Origin of the sequence: Streptomyces sp. NK15101 (assembly GCF_020400725.1) — a bacterium.
Lineage (GTDB): Bacteria > Actinomycetota > Actinomycetes > Streptomycetales > Streptomycetaceae > Streptomyces.
This window is the reverse complement of record NZ_JAINVG010000114.1, coordinates 1-18,804: the sequence shown is the minus strand read 5'-3', so window position 1 is coordinate 18,804 and position 18,804 is coordinate 1. Positions and strand designations below refer to the sequence as shown.

Sequence of the window (18,804 nt, the reverse complement as noted above, 5' to 3'; positions counted from 1 at the left end):
CACCGGCTCCCCTCCCGGGGGGCCGCCGACGAGTCCGGCGCCTTCCGCCCCACCCCGTGCGGTCAGGAAGGCGCCGGCCACCAGGGCGGCCGTGAGCAGCGGCACGAGCGGCACGCCGAACCAGCGGGCGCACCGCGCCGCCGGTCCCGGCCGGGCCGCACCGAGCCGCACGAAGCGGGCCGACCACGCGGGCTCGGCACCCGTCGCGAGGGGGGCGACCGTGAACGGCTCTGCCGGAGGACCCTCGGCGGAGCCGGAGGCGGTGGATCCGGCAGTGATCGATACGGGGGTGGTCGATCCCGCTGCGGTGGATCCGGCTGTGATCGATACGGGGGTGGTCGATCCCGCTGTGGTGGATCCGGCTGTGGTCGGTCCGGTCGGGTTCGGGCTCGTCGAAGGGTCCGTGTCGGTGGGAGTCGAAGAGCACGGACCGGTGGGGATGGGATCGGACGGGCCCGGGCGGCCCGGGTCGGGCGGCGGAGTGGCGGTCGGCGGGTGGGACACGGGGACCAGGTTCGCCGTTCGGCGACGGCGCGGCCGGCTTTCACCGGCCGCCGGGCTCGACCTGTACAGAATCGTGACGATCGCCGACCGCGCGCGCTCGCGCCCCCGTCGCTCCCCCGTCACCGCCGCCGCCCCGTCACAACCGTTTACAGACCGAGCTGGCGCTCCGCGCCCTCGACCGTCTGGGCGAGGAGCACGGCGATGGTCATGGGGCCGACACCGCCCGGGACCGGGGTGATGAGGGAGGCACGCTCGGCGGCCGACGCGAAGTCGACGTCGCCGATGTTGCCCGGGTTGTAGCCGGCGTCGATGACGACGGCGCCCGGCTTGATGTCCTCGCCCTTGATGAAGTTCGGCTTGCCGACGGCGGCGACGAGGACGTCGGCCTCACGGACGACCGAGGAGAGGTCCTTGGTGCGGGAGTGGCAGTAGGTGACGGTGGCGTCGCGGCCGAGGAGGAGCAGTCCGGCCGGCTTGCCCAGGATGGCGCTGCGGCCCACGACGACGGCGCGCTTGCCGCTGAGTTCGACGTCGTAGGCGTCGAGGAGGCGCATGATGCCGCCGGGCGTGCAGGAGACGAAGCCGGGCAGGCCGAAGCCCATGGCGGCGAAGGAGGCCATGGTGACGCCGTCGACGTCCTTCTCGGGGGCGATGGCCTCGAAGGCGGCGCGCTCGTCGATGTGGGGGCCGACCGGGTGCTGGAGCAGGATGCCGTGGACCTCGGGGTCCTCGGACAGGGCGGTGATGGCGGCGACGAGCTCCTCGGTCGTCGTCTCGGCGGGCAGTTCGACGTGCTTGGAGCGGATTCCGGCCTTCGCGCAGCGGTTCTGCTTCATCTTCACGTACGTGACGGAGGCCGGGTCCGCGCCGACCAGGACGGTCGCGAGGCACGGCGTGACGCCGGTGCGGCGGGTGATCTCGGCGGCTCGGGCGGCGGTCTCCTCGACCGTACGGCGGGCGAGGGCCGTGCCGTCCATGAGGGTGGCGGTGCTGGTGGACATGGCAACTCCTGGGCGTCGTCTCTGACCGGTGGTTCGCCCAGGCGCACGGCATCGGCACGGTCGCGCCGCTGCGGCACGCTCCGCCGGGCCGCTCCCCGGTGGTGATCCACCTCAAGCGCCAGTCACGGCCCGGGCCCCACTCTACGTGAGCGGTCGGGGGCCGGTCCCGGACAGGGTGCGCATGCCGTGGTGCGCGGTGGCTTGTCGGGCGCCCGCGGGCGCACCACGATGAGCGCGACGGGCCGGGACGACCTCGACGAGGAGGCCGAGTTGAGCGATGCGTGGATGGCCGCGGGACCACGGCGGGAGCGGGCGCGGGCGACGGACCCGGGAGGGCCGGACCTGGGCACGGACGCCGCCCCGCACGCCCGGGAGGCCCGCCCGCTGGTGGCCGCGTCCTGGCGCCGGTCCGTACGCGCGCGCGTGAGCCCCGACGGGTCGGCGCGGGTGGAGCTGGACGAGGACGAGCTCTCCGCGTACCGGGAGGCCCATCCCCTCTCCGCGGCGATGCCGGTGATCCGGGAGCTGATGGGGGCGTACGCGACGGACGGCGAGCATCTCCTCGCGGTCTGCGACGCCGCCGGACGCATGCTGTGGGTCGAAGGGCATCCGGGCACCCTGCGCAAGGCCCGGGGGATGAACTTCGTCGCCGGGGCCCGCTGGTCGGAGGCGGCGGCCGGGACGAACGCGCCGGGCACCGCCCTGGCCGTCGACCGGCCGGTGCAGGTCGTGGCCGCCGAGCACTTCCGGCATCCGGTGCGGGCGTGGACCTGCGCCGCGGCCCCCGTGCACGATCCGCACAGCGGGCGGGTGCTCGGCGCGGTCGACATCACGGGCGGAGAGCGGCTCGCGCATCCGCACAGCCTCGGCTTCGTCCAGGCGGTGGCCCGCGCGGCCGAGTCCCACCTGGCCCTGCTCGGACCGGCCCCGGACCCGGAACGGATCAGACTGTCGGCACTCGGCCGGGACGAGGCGGTGCTCTCGGTGGGCGGGCGGCGGCTGCGGCTGAGCCGCCGCCACAGCGAGATCCTGGTGGTCCTCGCGCACCGGCCGGAAGGCGTGGGCGGCGACGAACTCCTCACCCTCCTGTACGAGGACGAGTCGGTCACGCCGGTGACGCTGCGGGCGGAGCTGTCCCGGCTGCGCGCGCTGCTCGGCCCCGACGCGCTGCGGTCGCGGCCGTACCGGCTCGCCTCGCCCGTGGACGCGGACTTCGCGACGGTCGACCGGAGGCTCGCCTCGGGGGCCGTCGCGGCGGCGGCCGGGGACTACGCGGGCCCGCTGCTCCCCGCGTCGACCGCGCCCGGCGTGGTACGGCTGCGGAGGCGGCTCGCGGACCGGCTGCGGGCGGCGCTGGTGGACCGGGGCGATCCCGGGCTGCTCGCCGACTGGGCGTACAGCGCCTGGGGCGAGGACGACGTGGTGGTCTGGCGGGCGCTGTGCGCGGCGGTACCGGCGCCGCAGCTTCCTCCCGTACGGGCGAGGCTGGACTCCCTGGAGGCCGAACTGTCCGCCGGTGCAACGGGCTTGCAACGTACGGTTCACCACACTCGGGCGTGAGCGCCGGCCAGGGACGGCCGGCGCGTCCCAGGGAGGCCATGCTCATGACCCGTTACGCCGCACCCGGCACCGAGGGCGCGCTCATGTCGTACCAGGCCCGCTACGACCACTGGATCGGCGGCGAGTACGTCGCCCCGGCGGGCGGCCGCTACTTCGAGAACCCCAGCCCGGTCGACGGCCGCCCCTTCACGGAGGTCGCCCGCGGCACCGCCGAGGACGTGGAGCGCGCCCTCGACGCGGCGCACGCGGCGGCGCCGGCGTGGGGGCGGACGGCACCGGCGGAGCGGGCGGCCGTCCTGCTGCGGATCGCGGACCGCATGGAGAGGAACCTGGAGGCGCTCGCGGTCGCCGAGACCTGGGACAACGGCAAGCCCGTGCGGGAGACGCTCGCCGCGGACATCCCGCTCGCGATCGACCACTTCCGCTACTTCGCGGGGGCGTTGCGGGCCCAGGAGGGCGCGCTGAGCGAGATCGACGACGACACCGTGGCGTACCACTTCCACGAGCCGCTGGGCGTCGTCGCACAGATCATCCCGTGGAACTTCCCGATCCTGATGGCGGTCTGGAAGCTGGCCCCGGCGCTGGCCGCCGGCAACGCCGTGGTCCTCAAGCCGGCCGAACAGACCCCGGCCTCGGTGCACTTCTGGCTGAGCCTGGTCGCGGACCTGCTGCCGCCGGGCGTCCTGAACGTCGTCAACGGCTTCGGGGAGGAGGCCGGCAAGCCGCTGGCCTCCAGCCCTCGCGTGGCGAAGATCGCGTTCACCGGCGAGACGACGACGGGCCGGCTGATCATGGGATACGCCTCCGAGAACCTGAAGCCGGTCACGCTCGAACTCGGCGGCAAGTCGCCGAACATCTTCTTCGACGACGTGTGGGCGGCGGACGACGACTTCCGCGACAAGGCCCTCGAAGGCTTCACGATGTTCGCCCTCAACCAGGGCGAGGTCTGCACCTGCCCCTCGCGCGCCCTCGTCCAGCGGGGCCACTACGCCGACTTCCTGGAAGCGGCGATCGCACGCACGGAGAAGATCGTCCCGGGCCACCCCCTGGACACTGACACGATGATCGGCGCCCAGGCCTCCGCCGACCAGCTCCGCAAGATCCTCTCCTACCTGGAGATCGGCCAGAAGGAGGGTGCCAAGATCCTGACGGGCGGCCAGATCGTCGAGCACGGCGGCGAGCTGGCGGGCGGCTACTACGTACAGCCGACCGTCTTCGAGGGCGACAACCGCATGCGGATCTTCCAGGAGGAGATCTTCGGCCCGGTAGTGGCGGTGACCTCCTTCACCGACTTCGACGACGCGATCCGCACGGCCAACGACACGCTCTACGGCCTCGGCGCCGGCGTCTGGACCCGCGACACGAACACCGCCTACCGCGCGGGCCGCGCGATCCAGGCGGGCCGCGTCTGGACGAACTGCTACCACGCCTACCCGGCCCACGCGGCCTTCGGCGGCTACAAGCAGTCGGGCATCGGCCGCGAGACCCACCGCATGATGCTGGACCACTACCAGCAGACGAAGAACCTCCTCGTGTCGTACTCACCGAAGAAGCTCGGCTTCTTCTAGAGGCACGAAAAGGGGCGCCTGACCTGGGCTTTCGCCCGTCAGGCGTCTCTCGCTCGCCCCGAGTGCAGAAGGGTCGCTTTTGCGGCGAAACTCCCAGTTCATCTCACCGATGTCCCACTCCTGACCAGCGCTTCCGGACCAGTCACGGACCAAAACTCCGGCTCACTCCGCAGGCGCATCACCCCGGCCGGCTCGGTCCCACTTCCCTTGGACTGCTCGATACGTGGCGGGACTGCGCTCTGCCAGCCGGTTCATCGCCAAGTCCGCCCAGACCTCGGCTGACTCGACGGTTTCTTCGATCCGGATCGAATCACCCTACGAGGTCGCGAGAAGACCGCCGGGAATGCAGCCCTCCGCAGCTGTCGGGCACGCCCTGCGGGTGGCCGGGCGCTGCGCGACGCCGCCCCTGATCCAGGTCTCGCCGCCGCTCTCGCCATTCAGCCTTTTGGCGATGTCGGCAACCGGCGCGTCGTCATCGGGCAGGAACTCGTCGCCCTCCACGTCGCCGGGCCCAGTCCACACCCTGCTCACGAAGTAGGCGTGGTCGCTCTGGCACCTCGCCATGCTGCCTGGCCACCTCGCTGAATGCAGCCCGATTTCCTTGACGAAACCCGTACGGGCAAACCCCGTACGGCCAGCCCGCAGGAGCGCCTGATCCGGGGCGCCCCTGCAGGCCGACCGCGGTGTCACCCCATCGTCCACTGCTGGTTGGTGCCGCCGCTGCAGGACCACAACTGGACAGGCGTGCCGTCGGTGGTTCCCAGGCCGGCCACGTCCAGGCAGAGCCCCGACTGCACCCCGGTGACGGTACCGTTCGGGTTGAACTTCCACTGCTGGTTGGACTGGCCGTTGCAGGACCAGACGATCACCTTGGTGCCGTTGGTGGTCCCCTTGGCGCTGGCGTCCAGGCAGAGCGTGCTGCCACCGACGGTGACGGCCAGCTGGTTCGACGCCGTACGTGTCCAGGTCTGGTTGGCGCTGCCGCTGCAGGCGTGGATCTGCTGCTGTGTGCCCGGCGTCGTGTTCGTGTCGGTCAGGCATTTGCCTGCGGCCACCGCACGCAGCGCGCCTGTCGTGCCGCCGGAGGAGGTCGCGTCCAGTCCCATGAAGCGGACCGCTTCGGCGGCCATCCCCGTGCCCTGGACCGGCAGCTGGTGCCCGGTACCAGCGATGCTGTACGCCTCGACCTGGGTGGCGCCGGCGCTGTTGTTGTACCGGGTCCGGGTCCAGTCGGTCGCGGGGGTGTCGGTGGCCGACGGCGTCTGGCTCACGCCGAGGACGTCGGTCCACTGCTTGATCTCTTCGCCGAGGTTGTTGTGGTTCAGGATGGTGTCGGTGGTCCCGTGCCACAGCTGCACACGCGGCCGCGGGCCGGTGTAGCCGGGGTATCCGGTGTTCCGCACCAGGCCGCCCCACTGTTGCGGGGTCATGGAGATCCGGCCCTGGGCACAGGCCGAGTTCCAGCCGCGCACCGAGCCGGTGGCGAAACAGTGGTAGGGCACTCCCATGAACGCCGCGCCTGCCTTGAAGACGTCGGGGTAGTCGGCGAGCATCACGTTCGTCATCATGCCGCCCGAGGACTGACCGGTCACGTACACGGCGTTGGGATTGCCGCCGTAGCGCTGCTCCGCGTAGGCGATCATCGACATGAGCCCGACCGGATCGCTGCCGCCGTTACGGGTCAGCGCCTGGTCCGAGGAGACGTCCCAGCAGCTTCCGCTCGGATTCGTCGAGGGGTAGATGACGAGGAACCCGTACTTGTCCGCCTGGGAGGCGAAGTCGGTGCTCGAGTACATGTAGGGGCCCGACCCCTGACAGCCGTGCAGTGCGAGCAGGATCGGCGGGTTGGACCTGACGCTGCCCGGGACGTACAGGTGCATCAGCAGACCGGTCGGGTTGGTGCCGAAGTTCGTGATCTGGACCAGCGAGGCGGCAGCGGCCCCTGGGGCCGTCTGCAGACTCAGGCCGAGCGCGAGGCCGAGCACGGTGACGATGCCGAGCAGCCGGGACACGAGCGAGCGGGATCGGGACATGGGACCTCTCCGTCGGGATTGCCAAGAGCGTGAGGAGGTTCCGGCGCCACCGCGGAGACAGCCACTGATACTCGTGCCGACCCACCGCTCCCGTCAACAACCTTGCCAGGAACTCAGGTTGACCGTTCGGGCCCGCTCCGCCCACCTGTGGATTCGCCGACGGCCGGACCAGGAGCCCGCGATACGCGGTGAACGCGCGCACGGGCCGGTGGCCGAGAGCGGAGCACACGCCCCGGCCACCTCCTCGGGGCACCCCGCGCGCGGAGCATCGGCAACACGCTTCGCCTGATGGAGATTTCACCGGGGACAATCTCGGAGAGGCTTGCCCACGGAGAATGTTAGCGCTAACATTCCTGGCGAGGGGCCCGGCGCCCACCTATTCCCCTCGGTTCTCTCATGCCCCGTGCCGTCGGCCTGACAGGAACGGCCCGGCCGGTGCATGCGCCCGCACGACCGCCAGGTTCGAAGCCGCCACCGAAGCAGAGCCCCTGAACGGCAGCGACGACGGGTACGGGGAGCCGCTCGAAGCAACCAGCCCCGCCTGGCCTGGGTCCTGCGCGACCTGCCCGTCGAACTGGTCGGCAGGATGCGGTCCGTCCGGGTCATGCGGTTGCCCAAGCCGCCCCGCCGGCCGGGGACGAACGGCCGGCCGCCCAAGCACGGCCCGGAGTTCCGCTTCGCCAAGCCGGAGACCTGGCCCGATCCCGCGGTCACCGGCACCACCAACTACGGCAAGGCCGAGGCCCAGGCATGGGACCGGGTCCACCCCCGGCTCACCCATCGCTCCTCATGGCTCGACCACGACGGCGAACCGCCCATTGTCGAAGGCACGTCGATCCGGCTGAAGGTCGAGCACCCGTCGAAGGACCGGGACGCCCCGCCGGGCCCCGCCCGAGCCCACCGAGAGCCGGGCAGCCCCACCCGGCGGACACCGGGATCCGCACTCATAGGTCCCGGCAGGGCGCCCAGGGCTACCGCCTCCGGCCCCTTCGGCCATGGCCGGCAACGTGAGGGCGGTACGTTCCGCGTCGGCGAAGGGGCGTACGGCGGCTCTGGCGGCCCGGCGCAACGTCTCGGCGTCACAGTTCGTCGCCGTCGTCGGTCACGGGGCCGAGGCCGACCACGAGGAGCAGGCCGGTCCGGAGACCGGCGGGCGCGGGCAGTGGGACCGGCTTCGCCCAGGAAGACCGTTTGCCTCCGCTGTCACCTCCGTACGTCTTGTTCCTGCCGGGAGAGAGGACGGGGAAGCGGAGGGCCGGCCGGCGTCGACCGGCGGGTCAGGGCGACGCCGGTGAGAACGACCGCCATTCCCAGGGCGATCCGGAGGCTGAAGTCCTCGTGGAGGACGACGGCACCGAGGGCCACGGAGACCACGGGCAGCAGGTAGCCGACGGTGGCCGTGTGGGTGGCGCCTTCGGCCGCGATGTTCCGGTAGGTGAGGTGGAAGGTGACGCCGGTGGCGACGACGCCGAGGATCACCGTGGCGATCAGCTGTCTCGGGGTGATCTCGATCGGTGTCAGGCCGCCCGCCGCCAGGGTCGGCGCGGTGAGGACGGTCGCGGCGGTGAGCTGCGCCGCGGACAGCGCGAGGGTCGGAATGCCCTTGCCGACCAGGTGACGGCTCATGAACAGGAAACCGACCGCGTAACCGGCCGCCGCACCGACGATGGCGAGGGCTCCCCAGCCGCCCGACTCGCCGGCCTGCCACGGCGCGAAGATGAGCACCACCCCGGCGAATCCCAGCAGCAGGCCGACCACCCGTGCCGGCCGCAGACCGCCTTCGGTGCCGACGACCGCGCCGAGGAGCAGGGACCACAGAGGGGTCGTGGCGTTCAGGACGCCGGCGACGCCGGAGTCGATGCTCTGCTGCCCGAAGCTGAAGAGGGCGAACGGCAGGGCGTTGCAGAAGAAAGCGGCGACGACGATCCGGCCCCAGACGGCCGGGCCGCGGGGCAGCCGCTGGCCGGAGAGCAGGCAGAGGGCCAGCAGGGTGACCGCCCCGAGCAGGCACCGGCCGAACGTCACCTGCACCGGTGTCAGCGCCTCTAGGGCCACCTCGATCCAGAGGAAGGTCGAGCCCCAGAGCAGGGCGAGCACACCGATGCGCATCCCTGTCCGGCTTCTGTCCATGACGCCTTTCACCGCTGCCTCCTGATCGGTCCCGTGGACATGAACGCTGCCGCACTCTTCTCGGAAGGACAAGAAAAAGGTTCTGCACTTCTTTTAAGCTGTGCTACATGATTGACGTAAGACGCATGCAGGTCCTGCGCGCCGTGATCACCAGCGGCTCGGTGACGGCGGCGGCCGCACATCTCGGCTACACCCCCTCCGCGATCAGCCAGCAGATCGCGGCCCTGGAGAAGGAGGCGGGGATCGCCCTGCTCGAACGGGTCGGCCGGGGAGTACGGCCCACGGAGGCCGGACTGCTGCTCACCCGGTACACGACCGTCATCAGCAAGCACCTCGCCGAGGCCGAGACCGCGCTCGCCGATCTGCGCGCCGGGCGCGAGGGCAGGCTGACCGTCCGCTACTTCGCCTCCGTCGGGCCGACCCTGCTGGCGCCCGCCCTGGCCCGCGTGCGCCGCGAACACCCGGTGGTCGCGATCGACCCGCGGCTGGCGGACCCTGACGACGCGGTGGCGAAGGTGTACAGGGGCGACGCCGACCTGGCCCTGGTCGTCCGGCCGCCGGCCGACGCGCCCCGGCGGGGCCTCCAGGTCGTGCACCTGCTCGACGACCCGTACCGCGCGGTGCTGCCCGCCGGACATCCGCTCGCCCCCAAGCGCGTGCTCGACCTCACCGATCTCGCCGGTGAACCCTGGGTCCGAAGCGAACCCCCCGGCCCCTGCCTCGCACCGGTCACCGACGCCTGCGCCGCGGCGGGCTTCAGCCCTGACTTCGCGGCCACGTCGCAGGACTACGCCACCGCACAGGGCTTCGTCGCCGCCGGCCTCGGCGTCAGTCTCGTCCCCCAGCTCGGACTGAGCGCCCGTCACCCCGGCGTCGCGGTCCGCCGCATCAGGCACCCCGAGCCGGTCAGGGCGATCCACGCCGTGATCCGGGCCGGTTCCCTGGAACAGCCCGTCCTGCGCACGCTCCTCGACGCCTTCCGCGAGTCGGCCGGGGTAGGACGAGCGACGCCGGAGGCCGAAGAACGCGCGGCCCCTCGCACCCGGAGCAGCAGCTGAAGCGACGCGGTGCGACGCCGGGTGCGGGGCACCGGTTGCCGGAGGCTCTTCCCAGACTCTGATCCGTCATGACGGGCATCGAGAGGATTCATCCGTGTTCGACGAGCGGTGGGAAGAGTTCTCCCAGGAGCGGCTGGGTGGATCCCCGGTCCCTGAGGACGTACGCATCTTGGTCACGGCACGGTGGGCGGGACGCGGGCACTGCTTCGAACAGTTCGGCATCACCCTTCTGGAGCCCGGCGCACGGCACCCGCTGACCGACACCGACCACCTGAGCGAGGAGGAGCGCGCCGACCCGAGATCATGGCCAACCGCGCGACAGCCGGACAAATGACCCAGTATCTGAAGGTCGTGGCCCAGGACGAGGACGGCAACTCTACGAGTACCGGCTGCACCCGCAGCAACGGCGGGACAGGCAGCCGCCTCCGGTCGTCAAGGTCGACACGAAGTGGACGTACTGGGCTCCGGACGGAAGTGCCCTCTCCACGTCGGCTGCACCGTGGCGCAGCTCGCCCTCGCGATTGATGCTCTGCCGCGTCGCAGAAGATTTCGAGCGCACACCAAGTTCCGGACCATTCCCGGACCACCTTGCTTGTCGGTAGCATCAGCGCCGACATCTCCGCAGGCCAGCGCCTCGGAACTCCTGCAGCACCAACAGACCAAGAACATCTTTTGTAGCTATTCCCCGAAAGCACTGGGGTTCTTCTAGCACGCCAAGTGCGTCCACCTGTCTGGAAATTGCTCACCCACATCCAGCACCGAATCGGTCACAGTCCGGCCCAGTTCCGTTACCTCAAGTAGTCGATTCGATCACTCGGCATTCACCTCCGGAGCAGTCGCGGACCAGACTCCCGCCGGAGGTGAGCCAGACGAGGCGGCACGGGACGCTGCCGTGCGGGGGGGGAGCCGTTAGGGTCTGTTGCGAAAGTGCTGGTCAGTCTGGCCGCAATTTGCTGACCGAGCGGAGCTCCGGGCAGGATCTCGTACATGTTTTCGGTGGTGCAGAACGTGGCGGTTGACTGTGTGGATGCCTATGAGCTGGCTCGGTTCTGGAGCGAGGCGCTCGGTTGTCCGCTGCATCCGGAGGGCAAGCCGGGTGACGTGGAGACTGCGGTGATCCTGCCGGAGGGCCCGCAGCTGTACTTCAACCAGGTGCCAGAGCCGAAGACGATCAAAAACCGGATTCACCTGTGCCTGCGCCCCGAGACCTCGCGCGAAGAGGAGGTCCAGCGACTGCTGAGCCTCGGTGCCACCCTCGTCGCCGATCGCCGGGAACCTGATGGCGCCGGCTGGGCCGTCCTTGCCGACCCTGAAGGCAATGAATTCTGCGTTCTGCGCAGCGCGGCCGAGCGCGCAGCGATGTCTTCCTGAGGCTCACTCGCTCACCGTCCAAGTAGCTGATCACAGCCACTCGTTGATGGCCGCGACCAGCACGGTCGCTTCATAGCGGACGGCGAGCTTGTCGTACCTCGTGGCCACAGCTCGGTGGCGCTTGAGGCGGTTGATCCCGCACTCGACCGCGTGCCGCTGCTTGTAGTCGTCCTTGTCGAACTTCGGCGGGCGGCCGCCGCGCGGGCCGCGCTTCAGCCGGTTGCGGACTCGGTCCGCAGGAACCGGAATCGTTGCCCTGATCCCACGTCTGCGCAGGTAGGAGCGGTTGCTCCGGGAGTCATAGGCTTTGTCGGCCCGCACACGGTCCGGCCGCTTGCGCGGCCTGCCGAGCCCCATCCGGGGCACCCTGATCGCCTCCAGGACCGGCTCGAACTGCGGGGAATCACCCCGCTGCCCGGCCGTGATCACCACTGACAGCGGCTTCTGCCCCTGCTCGACCGCGAGGTGGATTTTGCTGGTCAGTCCGCCGCGGGAACGTCCAAGGCCGTGGTCGGCCGGTTCGACGAAGACGCCGCCGGGCGGCTCCTTCTGGAGACCCCCCTTTTCGCCGCGCCAGCGGCGTGCTGGTGGGCCCGGCAGACGATGGAGTCGACATTCACCTCCCAGGTGATCAGGCCCTTCGCGTCGGCTTCGGCCTGGAGCTGGGTGAGGATCCGGGCCCACGTCCCGTCTCGCTGCCAGCAACGGAACAGGTCGTAGGCCCGGTCCCACGCCCCGTAGCGTTCGGGCACGTCCCGCCAGGGGGCACCAGTACGGGTCCGCCACCGTATGCCGTCTATCAGCTGCCGCCGAGTCCACACCTGCGGACGGCCCGGCTTGATGCCCGTCGGCAGCAACGGCTCAAGCCGGGCCCACTGGCCGTTCGTCAGATCGCCACGTCCCACAGCAAGTGATCATCAACGAACAAGATCCACTTTCGTAACAGACCCTAGTGGAACGGCCGCATCGAGCGCTCGCCGGGAACCGACGCCCTGAGAACCGTGCACCGCCGTGTCTCAGGGCACTGCCAGAGCCTGGTTCGTCCTGGCCAACGAGCCGGACCTTTTCCGGTCCGAGACAGGCCGAAGAAGCGCACCAACTGTCCGTTTCGGCTGGTCAGCGCCGGTATGACTGCTGTATCACCAGCAGACGAAGAACATCCTCCAGAGTGACAGCCCCAAGGAGCTGGGGTTCTTCTAGCATCCCAAGTCTGGACGCCGGCATGGAAATTGCTCAGCAGGGTCAGCCGAGACACCGACTCCGATTCATCACGTCATGTGGTCGACTCGGCCGCTCGGCTTTCACCTCCGGACCAGTCACGGGCCAGATTCCCGCCCAGGTGGGCCAGGCGACACCCCTCTGACAGGCGTAGTAGTACGTTGTAGCGGGACGGTGCAGGTTCTGCAGCGCGAGGCGCTTGGCGGGCCGGTAGTCGCGCCCCGGTGAAGTCGGTGGCCTTGCCCGCGGCCACCCCGTCTCCGTGTCGCAGAGGCCGTCCAACGGTCCGAGGTTCTCGATGATGCGGTCCGCCGCCGGCTTGGACACCTCGAACGGCGGGACAAGCTGCCGCATCGTGGGGTTCATGCGCCAGTACGCCGCGAGCAACAGTGTCTGGTCCTCCAGTGGGTGGAAGAATCCACGGTCCGCCCTCGCGGCCGGCGCGACACGAGTGCCCATGTCACAGAGCCAGGTACCGGCCGCAGCCCGAGAGTCCGGTGTGCGCGTCGGAGGAGGCGGGCGGCCCGTGACGGTCCCGGTCCTCTGATCGTTGTCGGGTCGCATCCTGCCACGCCATCGTTCGAGAGGACCGCATGCCCAAGGAACGCCTTGATCCCGCCCTGCTCAGGCTGTGCGGCGTTCTCGCCGTGGGTGCCTTCGCTCCGCTTCTCGACAGCACGATCGTCTCCGTGGCAGTCGACGCCCTCGCCGACGACCTCGGTGTCCCCACGACGACCGTGCAATGGGTGAGCACCGCCTACCTGTTGGCGTTCGCGATGGTCATGCCGGTGAGCGGCTGGGCCGGTGACCGGTTCGGGACGCGGCGGGTCTGGCTGGGTGCGCTGGTCCTGTTCTCCGTCGGCTCGCTGCTGTGCGCTTGTGCCTGGAGCGCCGGGGCGCTGGTCGTGTTCAGAAGTGTGCAGGGGGTCGGTGGGGGGCTGATGATGCCGGTCCTGCAGACCATCGTCATCCGGGCCAGTAGCGGCCGACAGGTCGGGCGGCTCGTCGCGGTCGTCTCGTTGCCGGCTCTCCTTGGCCCGGTCCTGGGGCCGGTGTTCGGCGGGCTGCTGCTCGGGCATCTCGACTGGCGCTGGATCTTCTACGTCAACCTGCCCGTCTGCGTGCTCGCGCTGTTCCTCGCCTGGCGGGGCGTGCCCCAGGACCGTCGGCCGCATGCTTCCCGCCTCGATGTCGTGGGGCTGGTGCTGGTCTGTCCGGGCCTGACCGCGCTCGTGTACGGGCTCTCGCAGTGCGGCGGCCAGGACGGCGCGGGAGGAGGGCGGGTACTCCTGCCGATGGCGGCGGGGGCCGTCCTGGTCACCGCGTTCGTCGGATGGAGCCTGCGGAGCAGCGCGCCCCTCATCGACATGCGTCTGTTTCGGCTGCGCTCCTTCACCGCGACGGCGGTGCTGATGTTCACCGGCGGTTCGACCATGTATGGCGGGTTGTTCCTGTTGCCCCTGTATGCCCAGCTCGTGCTCGACAAGGGTGTCGCCGCCACCGGTCTCCTTCTCGTGCCGCAGGGCATCGGCGCGCTGGCGGCGCGGGTGGCCGGCGTGCTCACCGACAGGATCGGGCCTCGTCCGGTCGTGGTGACCGGTCTGCTGCTGAGCGCGGTCGCGACGTGGCCCTTCGCCGCCTCGGTGGGCGAAGGATCGGTCATCACTGTCGCTCTGTTCCTCCGTGGCCTTGGCATGAGCGCTGTCAACCTCGCTGTCACGGTCGGCGCCTATCAAGGGCTTGAGGACTCCCAAGTCGCGGACGCCAGCACCACGACGCGCATCCTCCAGCAGCTCGGCGGTTCCTTCGGCATCGCCGCCCTCGCCGTCCTGCTCCAGCGCGGTGGCCACACCGCCACGGCGTTCGCCCACGCCTTCGGCCTGACGACCGCCCTCACCGTCTGCACCGTCATCGCGGCAGCACTCCTGCCCGGCCGCCGAGCCCCGGCTTCAGCACCTCTGGCGACAGCAGAAGGACGGCCCTGACGGCCCTCTGCCGCCGGCCTCTTCTGACCCGTCCGACCAGCAGCGGCCGGGTGGTTTCCGGACAATCGCACGTGAGGGGACCGGTCACATGATCGCCGAACGCGTGACCTTTGTCCGCGCGTCCCGGTTGACCGGGCATGAACGTTGAGAGGATCCGTCACCTCACCTTCGACGGCTTCGGCTACCAGTGCCGGATCGTCGAGAACGCTGCTCCTGTCACCGAGCCCGTCATCGTGCTCGGTGGCGCTTTCCAGGACATGTACGCCTATCAGCGGCTCGAAGCACGCTGGGCGGCTTCGGCAACCGTCGTCAGCGTGGACCTGCCGGGATCAGGCGCGGCCGATGTGCTGCCCGCCTCGTACGGCTTCGATTTCCTCACCGGCGCGCTGGCGGACCTGCTGGACCAGCTGGGCCTGGGACGGGTGAACCTCTTCGGGGCCTCCTACGCCATGCCGATCGCCTACGGCCTGGCCCAGGAGCATCCTGAGCGCGTCGCCCGCCTGGCCCTGGTGGGCGCCGCTCCCGTCTACCCGCCGGAGCAGCGCGCCGCGCTGCGGACGATGGCCGACGCCCTGGAGTCGGGTGACGCCGGCGCCTACGCCCGTATGAGCATCGCGGCCCTGTTGTCCCCCGCCGAGCGGGAGGTCCACAAGCGCGCGGTCGTCACCCGCGTCCTCGCCCGCACGATGGGGTCGGTCACGCAGGCCGACATCCCCCGACACCTGGCCTCCACCCACCGTGTCATCGACTGGCCGGGGCTACGGCCCGGCGGTGTCCGGGACGTTCCGGCACTGGTCTTCACCGGTGAACACGACAGCCTCACCTACCCCGACCTCGGGCGCGAGGTCGCCGCCACCATCGCCGGAAGCGTCTTCACCCTGATCCGGGGCGCCGACCACCTCTGCCATCTCGAACGCCCGCTGGAGATGTCCCAACTGCTGGATCGCTTCTTCACCGATCAGCCCCTCGACGACCCGACGTCCCTCACTCCTCTCGAACAGCACGCCAGCCCGGCCTCCCTGGTCCCGTGACGGCTCCGAAGCGCACCTCAGCCGATCCGCCGCTGCACTCCTCCCACCGACCCCAAGGAACGCAGATGTCCGACCTCCGGCCCGAGACGGCCGACCACGGCTTCGTCACCTACACGGAAGCCATCCTCCACGCCCTGGCGCGCCATCCCGGCCTACCTGTGATCATCTGTCATGACCGTCAACGGATCACCGCGGGCGACCTCCGCGAAAGCATCCACCGGCTCGCCCGAGAGCTGATCGCGCGCGGCATCCGGCCGGGGCAGACCGTTTCCCTGCTCACCGGCAACACCCCTCAGGCGCTCATCGCGCGCTACGCCGCCAACCTTGCGGGAGCACGCGTGACACCCCTGTACGACGGGCTGGACGCGGACACCCTGGCGCACCTGGTGGACGTCGCCGACACCGAGCTGCTGCTGGTCGACCCCACCCGGTACGCGGACCTGGACCGGCTCGAACCGCTTCTCCGCGTGCCGATGCTGGCGACGCTGGGCCCGCACCCGCACGCCGACGACATCTGCGTGGCGGCGACCGGGCAGCCGTCGGCGCCGGTCACCGTGCCCGTCGGCGCCGAAGACGACTGGTGCATCCGCCACACCGGCGGCACCACGACCGGGCTGCCGAAGAGCCTGCAGATGAAGCACGGTCCGTACCGACGCACCCTGGACCACCTGTCGTCTCCCACGGACACCCCACCCCGCTATCTGGCGTGTACGCCGCTCACCCACATCGCGGGGCTCTGGGCGGACCTGGCGCTCCTCCAGGGCGGATCCGTCGTCCTGCAGCCCGCCTTCGATCCCGGCGAGGCCCTCGCGGCGATCGCACGCGAGCGGATCACCCGCCTGTTCCTCCAGCCGCCCCTCCTGCACCAGCTCCTCGACCATCCCGCGCTGCCCGCCACCGACACCTCCAGCGTCCGACAGGTCACCTACGGCGGCAGCCCCGCGTCGACGGCCAGACTGCGGCAGGCCGAAAGCGTCTTCGGCAAGGTGCTGCACAGCTGGTACGGACAGAACGAGACGCTAGGGCTCACCGAAGTCCACCCCGAAGAACACGACCGCGTCGGCCGACACGGACAGATCACCGTCGGCCGCGCCATGCCCGGCGTCGAACTCCGCGTCGTCGACCGGCACGGCGGCGTCCTCCCGAACGGCAGCGAGGGCGAGATCCACGCCCGCGCCCACAGCGCCATGAACGGCTACTGGAAGCAGCCCGAACTGACCGCCCGCGTGCTGCACAACGGCTGGGTGCACACCGGCGACATCGGCTACCTCGACGAGGACGGCTACCTCTTCCTCGCCGACCGCAGCCACGACACGATCAACGTCGACGGCACAGAGATCTATCCCAGCGAGATCGAGGAGATTCTGACGGCCCATCCCGCCGTCGCCCAGTGCGCCGTCTTCGGCATGCGTTCTGACGACACGCTCGAGCGCGTCCACGCCGCCATCGTGCCCGCCCACGGCCACAGCGCCGACATCGACGAGCTGCGCCGCTTCGTCATCGCCCGCAAGAGCGATCTCCATGTCCCCCACACGTTCCACGTCCTGAAGGCCATCCCGCTCAGCGGCATTCTCAAGCCCGACAAGAACGCACTCCGCCGGGCACTCTCCTGAGAGGCATACCTGCGACGCAGAGGATGTGACCACGCAGTCCTCAACATCGGTCCGACGGCGCGGGAGGCGTCCGCAAGCGAGAGATCGCGTCGCGTCATCGAGGCCCATCGGTGCCGAGAGCGAGTTGCAGCGTCCGCCAAGGCAGTCACTCCACCACTCTCTACGGCAGTCACTCCACCACTCTCTACGCGTGAACCCCGAGCCCGTTGGCGACGACGGCCCTGTCCAGGCTGAGGTAGGTGTATGCCGCGATGAACACCAGGTCGCACGGTCCGGTCGGCGTCCCGGCCGGGGCCGTACGCGCCAGTCGGTGCCCAGCCGGTCCCCAGCCGGTCCCCTGTCGGAACGGACGGCGCAGTGGTGCCGGACCTCCGCTCGACGCTCCAGTCGCCGGGGGGGGAGCCGCGAAGGGCAGACGCACAGGCCGAGGTCAGCCACCGTCGCGGCCCGGTTCGCGTCCATGCCGACGGTGAGGTACGGCAAGCTGTTCCGGCCCAGCTCCTCCGCGGGCGGGTACGGAGTCCACGCCGAATCGGTGGAGAGGGGATGGGAAGGTGTCGTGGGCAGGGACGATGTCCGAGAACATGTCGGCGACGTCGCAGCTCGCGTGCTGACACAGGTCGCGACTCGGGCCAACGGACCGCTCCAACTGCGATTTCTGCAAGTCGACAGGTACAACTCGAGGTACCGGTCCAGCGCCTGGCTCCCGACGGCAGCCCGCTCACCCCACCAGGACCAAGATCCGGACCATTTCCGGACCAGCCCCCGCTGGTTAGCCACACCAGATCTCTTTTCCCTTGGTCACCAGGGGTGCATCTGCTGTACCACCAGCAGACGAAGAACCTGCTGGTCAGCTACTCGCCGAAGAGGCTCGGCTTCTTCCAGGGCACGAAAAGAGGCGCCTGAACTGGGCTTTTGCCCGTCAGGCGCCTCTCGACAGCCTCATCCATCGCAGCAGCCGACGTGCGTCGGGACCCCCGGTTCATCCCACGTATCCCGCTCCTGACCAGCTGTTCCGGTCCATTTCCGGTCCAAGCCCGGTCCACCGGCGGGAGTCCCGCCTCGGTGGATGCGGTCCCCGTTCCCCCATCGACTGCTCGATCAGGCGATCGGCCTGCTCCCGGACCCCGTCCAGGAACTTGGCGTAGAAGCGGACGAGGACCTCGATGCTCTGGCCGGCCCGGCGGGCGCACTCGGCCGGTCGACGCCGGAGTACCACCAGAAGGAGATCCCAGCGTGCCGAAGGCCGCAGGGCCTCTTGGCCAGACCTGAGGCGCGCTCCAGGCGCGTCAGGCCCGCGCTCCCTCGCCCGCGCCCCAAGGGCTGCTCGGCCCGCAGAATCCGCGCCTGCCTCCGTCGGCGCGGCATTGCGGCGACGATCCCGGAGCGGATCGACCAGATCGACGGGCGCCTTCGTCGCGGCGAGACCCCCTGCCGCCTGGACAGGGCCGCCTACCGCCGGCGCAACGTGGTCGAACGGTGCTCCAGCCGGCTCAAGCAGAACCGGGCGCCGGCCACCCGCTACGACAAACGCGCCCGGCACTGCCAGGCCATGGTGCCCCTCGCCTGCCTCCGACTCCGGCTGCCATGACTTTCCGGACACCCTCCAGGGCCGGACGCTCGGCTCGCGAGAGGCGGGGGAGGCGGTCGTCGCATAGCGTCGACGCAGGCGCGTACGGATGGACACGCCGACGGACACGGGTCCGCACCCGCGTGCGGACCGACCGGCGGG

Annotated in this window: 13 protein-coding genes, 3 pseudogenes and 1 riboswitch; of the genes and pseudogenes, 10 read left to right on the top strand and 6 right to left on the bottom strand. The window is 70.4% G+C overall.

What is annotated here, in order from left to right; translation table 11 throughout:
* Positions 1-650 precede the first annotated feature (650 nt).
* Positions 651-1,505: a bifunctional 5,10-methylenetetrahydrofolate dehydrogenase/5,10-methenyltetrahydrofolate cyclohydrolase gene (locus tag K7G60_RS35130; RefSeq protein WP_225805018.1), complete on the bottom strand. Its 855-nt coding sequence runs from the start codon at positions 1,503-1,505 to the stop codon at positions 651-653.
* A 28-nt stretch (positions 1,506-1,533) separates the two neighbouring features.
* Positions 1,534-1,641, bottom strand: a riboswitch (ZMP/ZTP riboswitch).
* 92 nt (positions 1,642-1,733) lie between these two features.
* On the opposite strand from K7G60_RS35130, the gene K7G60_RS35125 reads away from it, so the two are divergent.
* Together K7G60_RS35125 and K7G60_RS35120 are read left to right on the top strand one after the other, a co-directional pair.
* Positions 1,734-3,065, top strand: coding sequence for a GAF domain-containing protein (locus K7G60_RS35125; RefSeq protein WP_225805017.1), 1,332 nt, complete (start codon positions 1,734-1,736; stop codon positions 3,063-3,065).
* A gap of 44 nt (positions 3,066-3,109) precedes the next feature.
* A complete protein-coding gene (locus tag K7G60_RS35120) occupies positions 3,110-4,633 on the top strand; it encodes an aldehyde dehydrogenase family protein (RefSeq protein WP_225805016.1) in 1,524 nt (507 codons plus the stop codon).
* A 315-nt stretch (positions 4,634-4,948) separates the two neighbouring features.
* Here the strand turns inward: K7G60_RS35120 and K7G60_RS35115 are convergent, their stop codons facing one another.
* Positions 4,949-5,134 (bottom strand): hypothetical protein, encoded by a 186-nt coding sequence (locus tag K7G60_RS35115; protein WP_225805015.1) that lies wholly within the window; start codon positions 5,132-5,134, stop codon positions 4,949-4,951.
* 185 nt (positions 5,135-5,319) lie between these two features.
* Entirely contained in the window at positions 5,320-6,666 is a 1,347-nt protein-coding gene (locus K7G60_RS35110) for a PHB depolymerase family esterase (RefSeq protein WP_225805014.1), read from the bottom strand.
* Between the two features lie 538 nt (positions 6,667-7,204).
* Between K7G60_RS35110 and K7G60_RS35105 the strand changes: the two are divergent.
* Positions 7,205-7,549: pseudogene (locus K7G60_RS35105) on the top strand (transposase); the annotation flags it as partial.
* Positions 7,550-7,869: 320 nt separating this feature from the next.
* Here K7G60_RS35105 and K7G60_RS35100 read toward each other — a convergent pair.
* Positions 7,870-8,775 (bottom strand): DMT family transporter, encoded by a 906-nt coding sequence (locus K7G60_RS35100; RefSeq protein WP_225805013.1) that lies wholly within the window; start codon positions 8,773-8,775, stop codon positions 7,870-7,872.
* 128 nt (positions 8,776-8,903) lie between these two features.
* On the opposite strand from K7G60_RS35100, the gene K7G60_RS35095 reads away from it, so the two are divergent.
* The 3 genes from K7G60_RS35095 to K7G60_RS35085 all read left to right on the top strand — a co-directional run bounded on the left by K7G60_RS35095 (position 8,904) and on the right by K7G60_RS35085 (position 11,225).
* Positions 8,904-9,854: a LysR family transcriptional regulator gene (locus tag K7G60_RS35095; protein WP_225805012.1), complete on the top strand. Its 951-nt coding sequence runs from the start codon at positions 8,904-8,906 to the stop codon at positions 9,852-9,854.
* Between the two features lie 94 nt (positions 9,855-9,948).
* Entirely contained in the window at positions 9,949-10,188 is a 240-nt protein-coding gene (locus K7G60_RS35090) for a hypothetical protein (RefSeq protein ID WP_225805011.1), read from the top strand.
* 653 nt (positions 10,189-10,841) lie between these two features.
* Positions 10,842-11,225 (top strand): VOC family protein, encoded by a 384-nt coding sequence (locus tag K7G60_RS35085; RefSeq protein ID WP_225805010.1) that lies wholly within the window; start codon positions 10,842-10,844, stop codon positions 11,223-11,225.
* Between the two features lie 30 nt (positions 11,226-11,255).
* On the opposite strand, the gene K7G60_RS35080 is transcribed toward K7G60_RS35085, so the two are convergent.
* Together K7G60_RS35080 and K7G60_RS35075 are read right to left on the bottom strand one after the other, a co-directional pair.
* Positions 11,256-12,130 (bottom strand): IS5 family transposase gene (locus K7G60_RS35080; RefSeq protein ID WP_225805009.1). Its coding sequence is split into 2 segments (ribosomal slippage): positions 11,256-11,737 and positions 11,737-12,130, totalling 876 coding nucleotides; the frame shifts between segments, so codons are not numbered across the junction.
* Between the two features lie 592 nt (positions 12,131-12,722).
* Positions 12,723-12,851: pseudogene (locus K7G60_RS35075) on the bottom strand (transposase family protein); the annotation flags it as partial.
* Positions 12,852-13,036: 185 nt separating this feature from the next.
* Between K7G60_RS35075 and K7G60_RS35070 the strand changes: the two are divergent.
* The 4 genes and pseudogenes from K7G60_RS35070 to K7G60_RS35055 all read left to right on the top strand — a co-directional run.
* Positions 13,037-14,428, top strand: coding sequence for a DHA2 family efflux MFS transporter permease subunit (locus K7G60_RS35070; protein WP_225805008.1), 1,392 nt, complete (start codon positions 13,037-13,039; stop codon positions 14,426-14,428).
* A gap of 137 nt (positions 14,429-14,565) precedes the next feature.
* Entirely contained in the window at positions 14,566-15,459 is an 894-nt protein-coding gene (locus K7G60_RS35065; RefSeq protein ID WP_225805007.1) for an alpha/beta fold hydrolase, read from the top strand.
* 65 nt (positions 15,460-15,524) lie between these two features.
* A complete protein-coding gene (locus K7G60_RS35060; protein ID WP_225805006.1) occupies positions 15,525-17,072 on the top strand; it encodes an AMP-binding protein in 1,548 nt (515 codons plus the stop codon).
* A gap of 1,237 nt (positions 17,073-18,309) precedes the next feature.
* Positions 18,310-18,663, top strand: a pseudogene (locus tag K7G60_RS35055) (IS5/IS1182 family transposase); the annotation flags it as partial.
* Positions 18,664-18,804 lie beyond the last annotated feature (141 nt).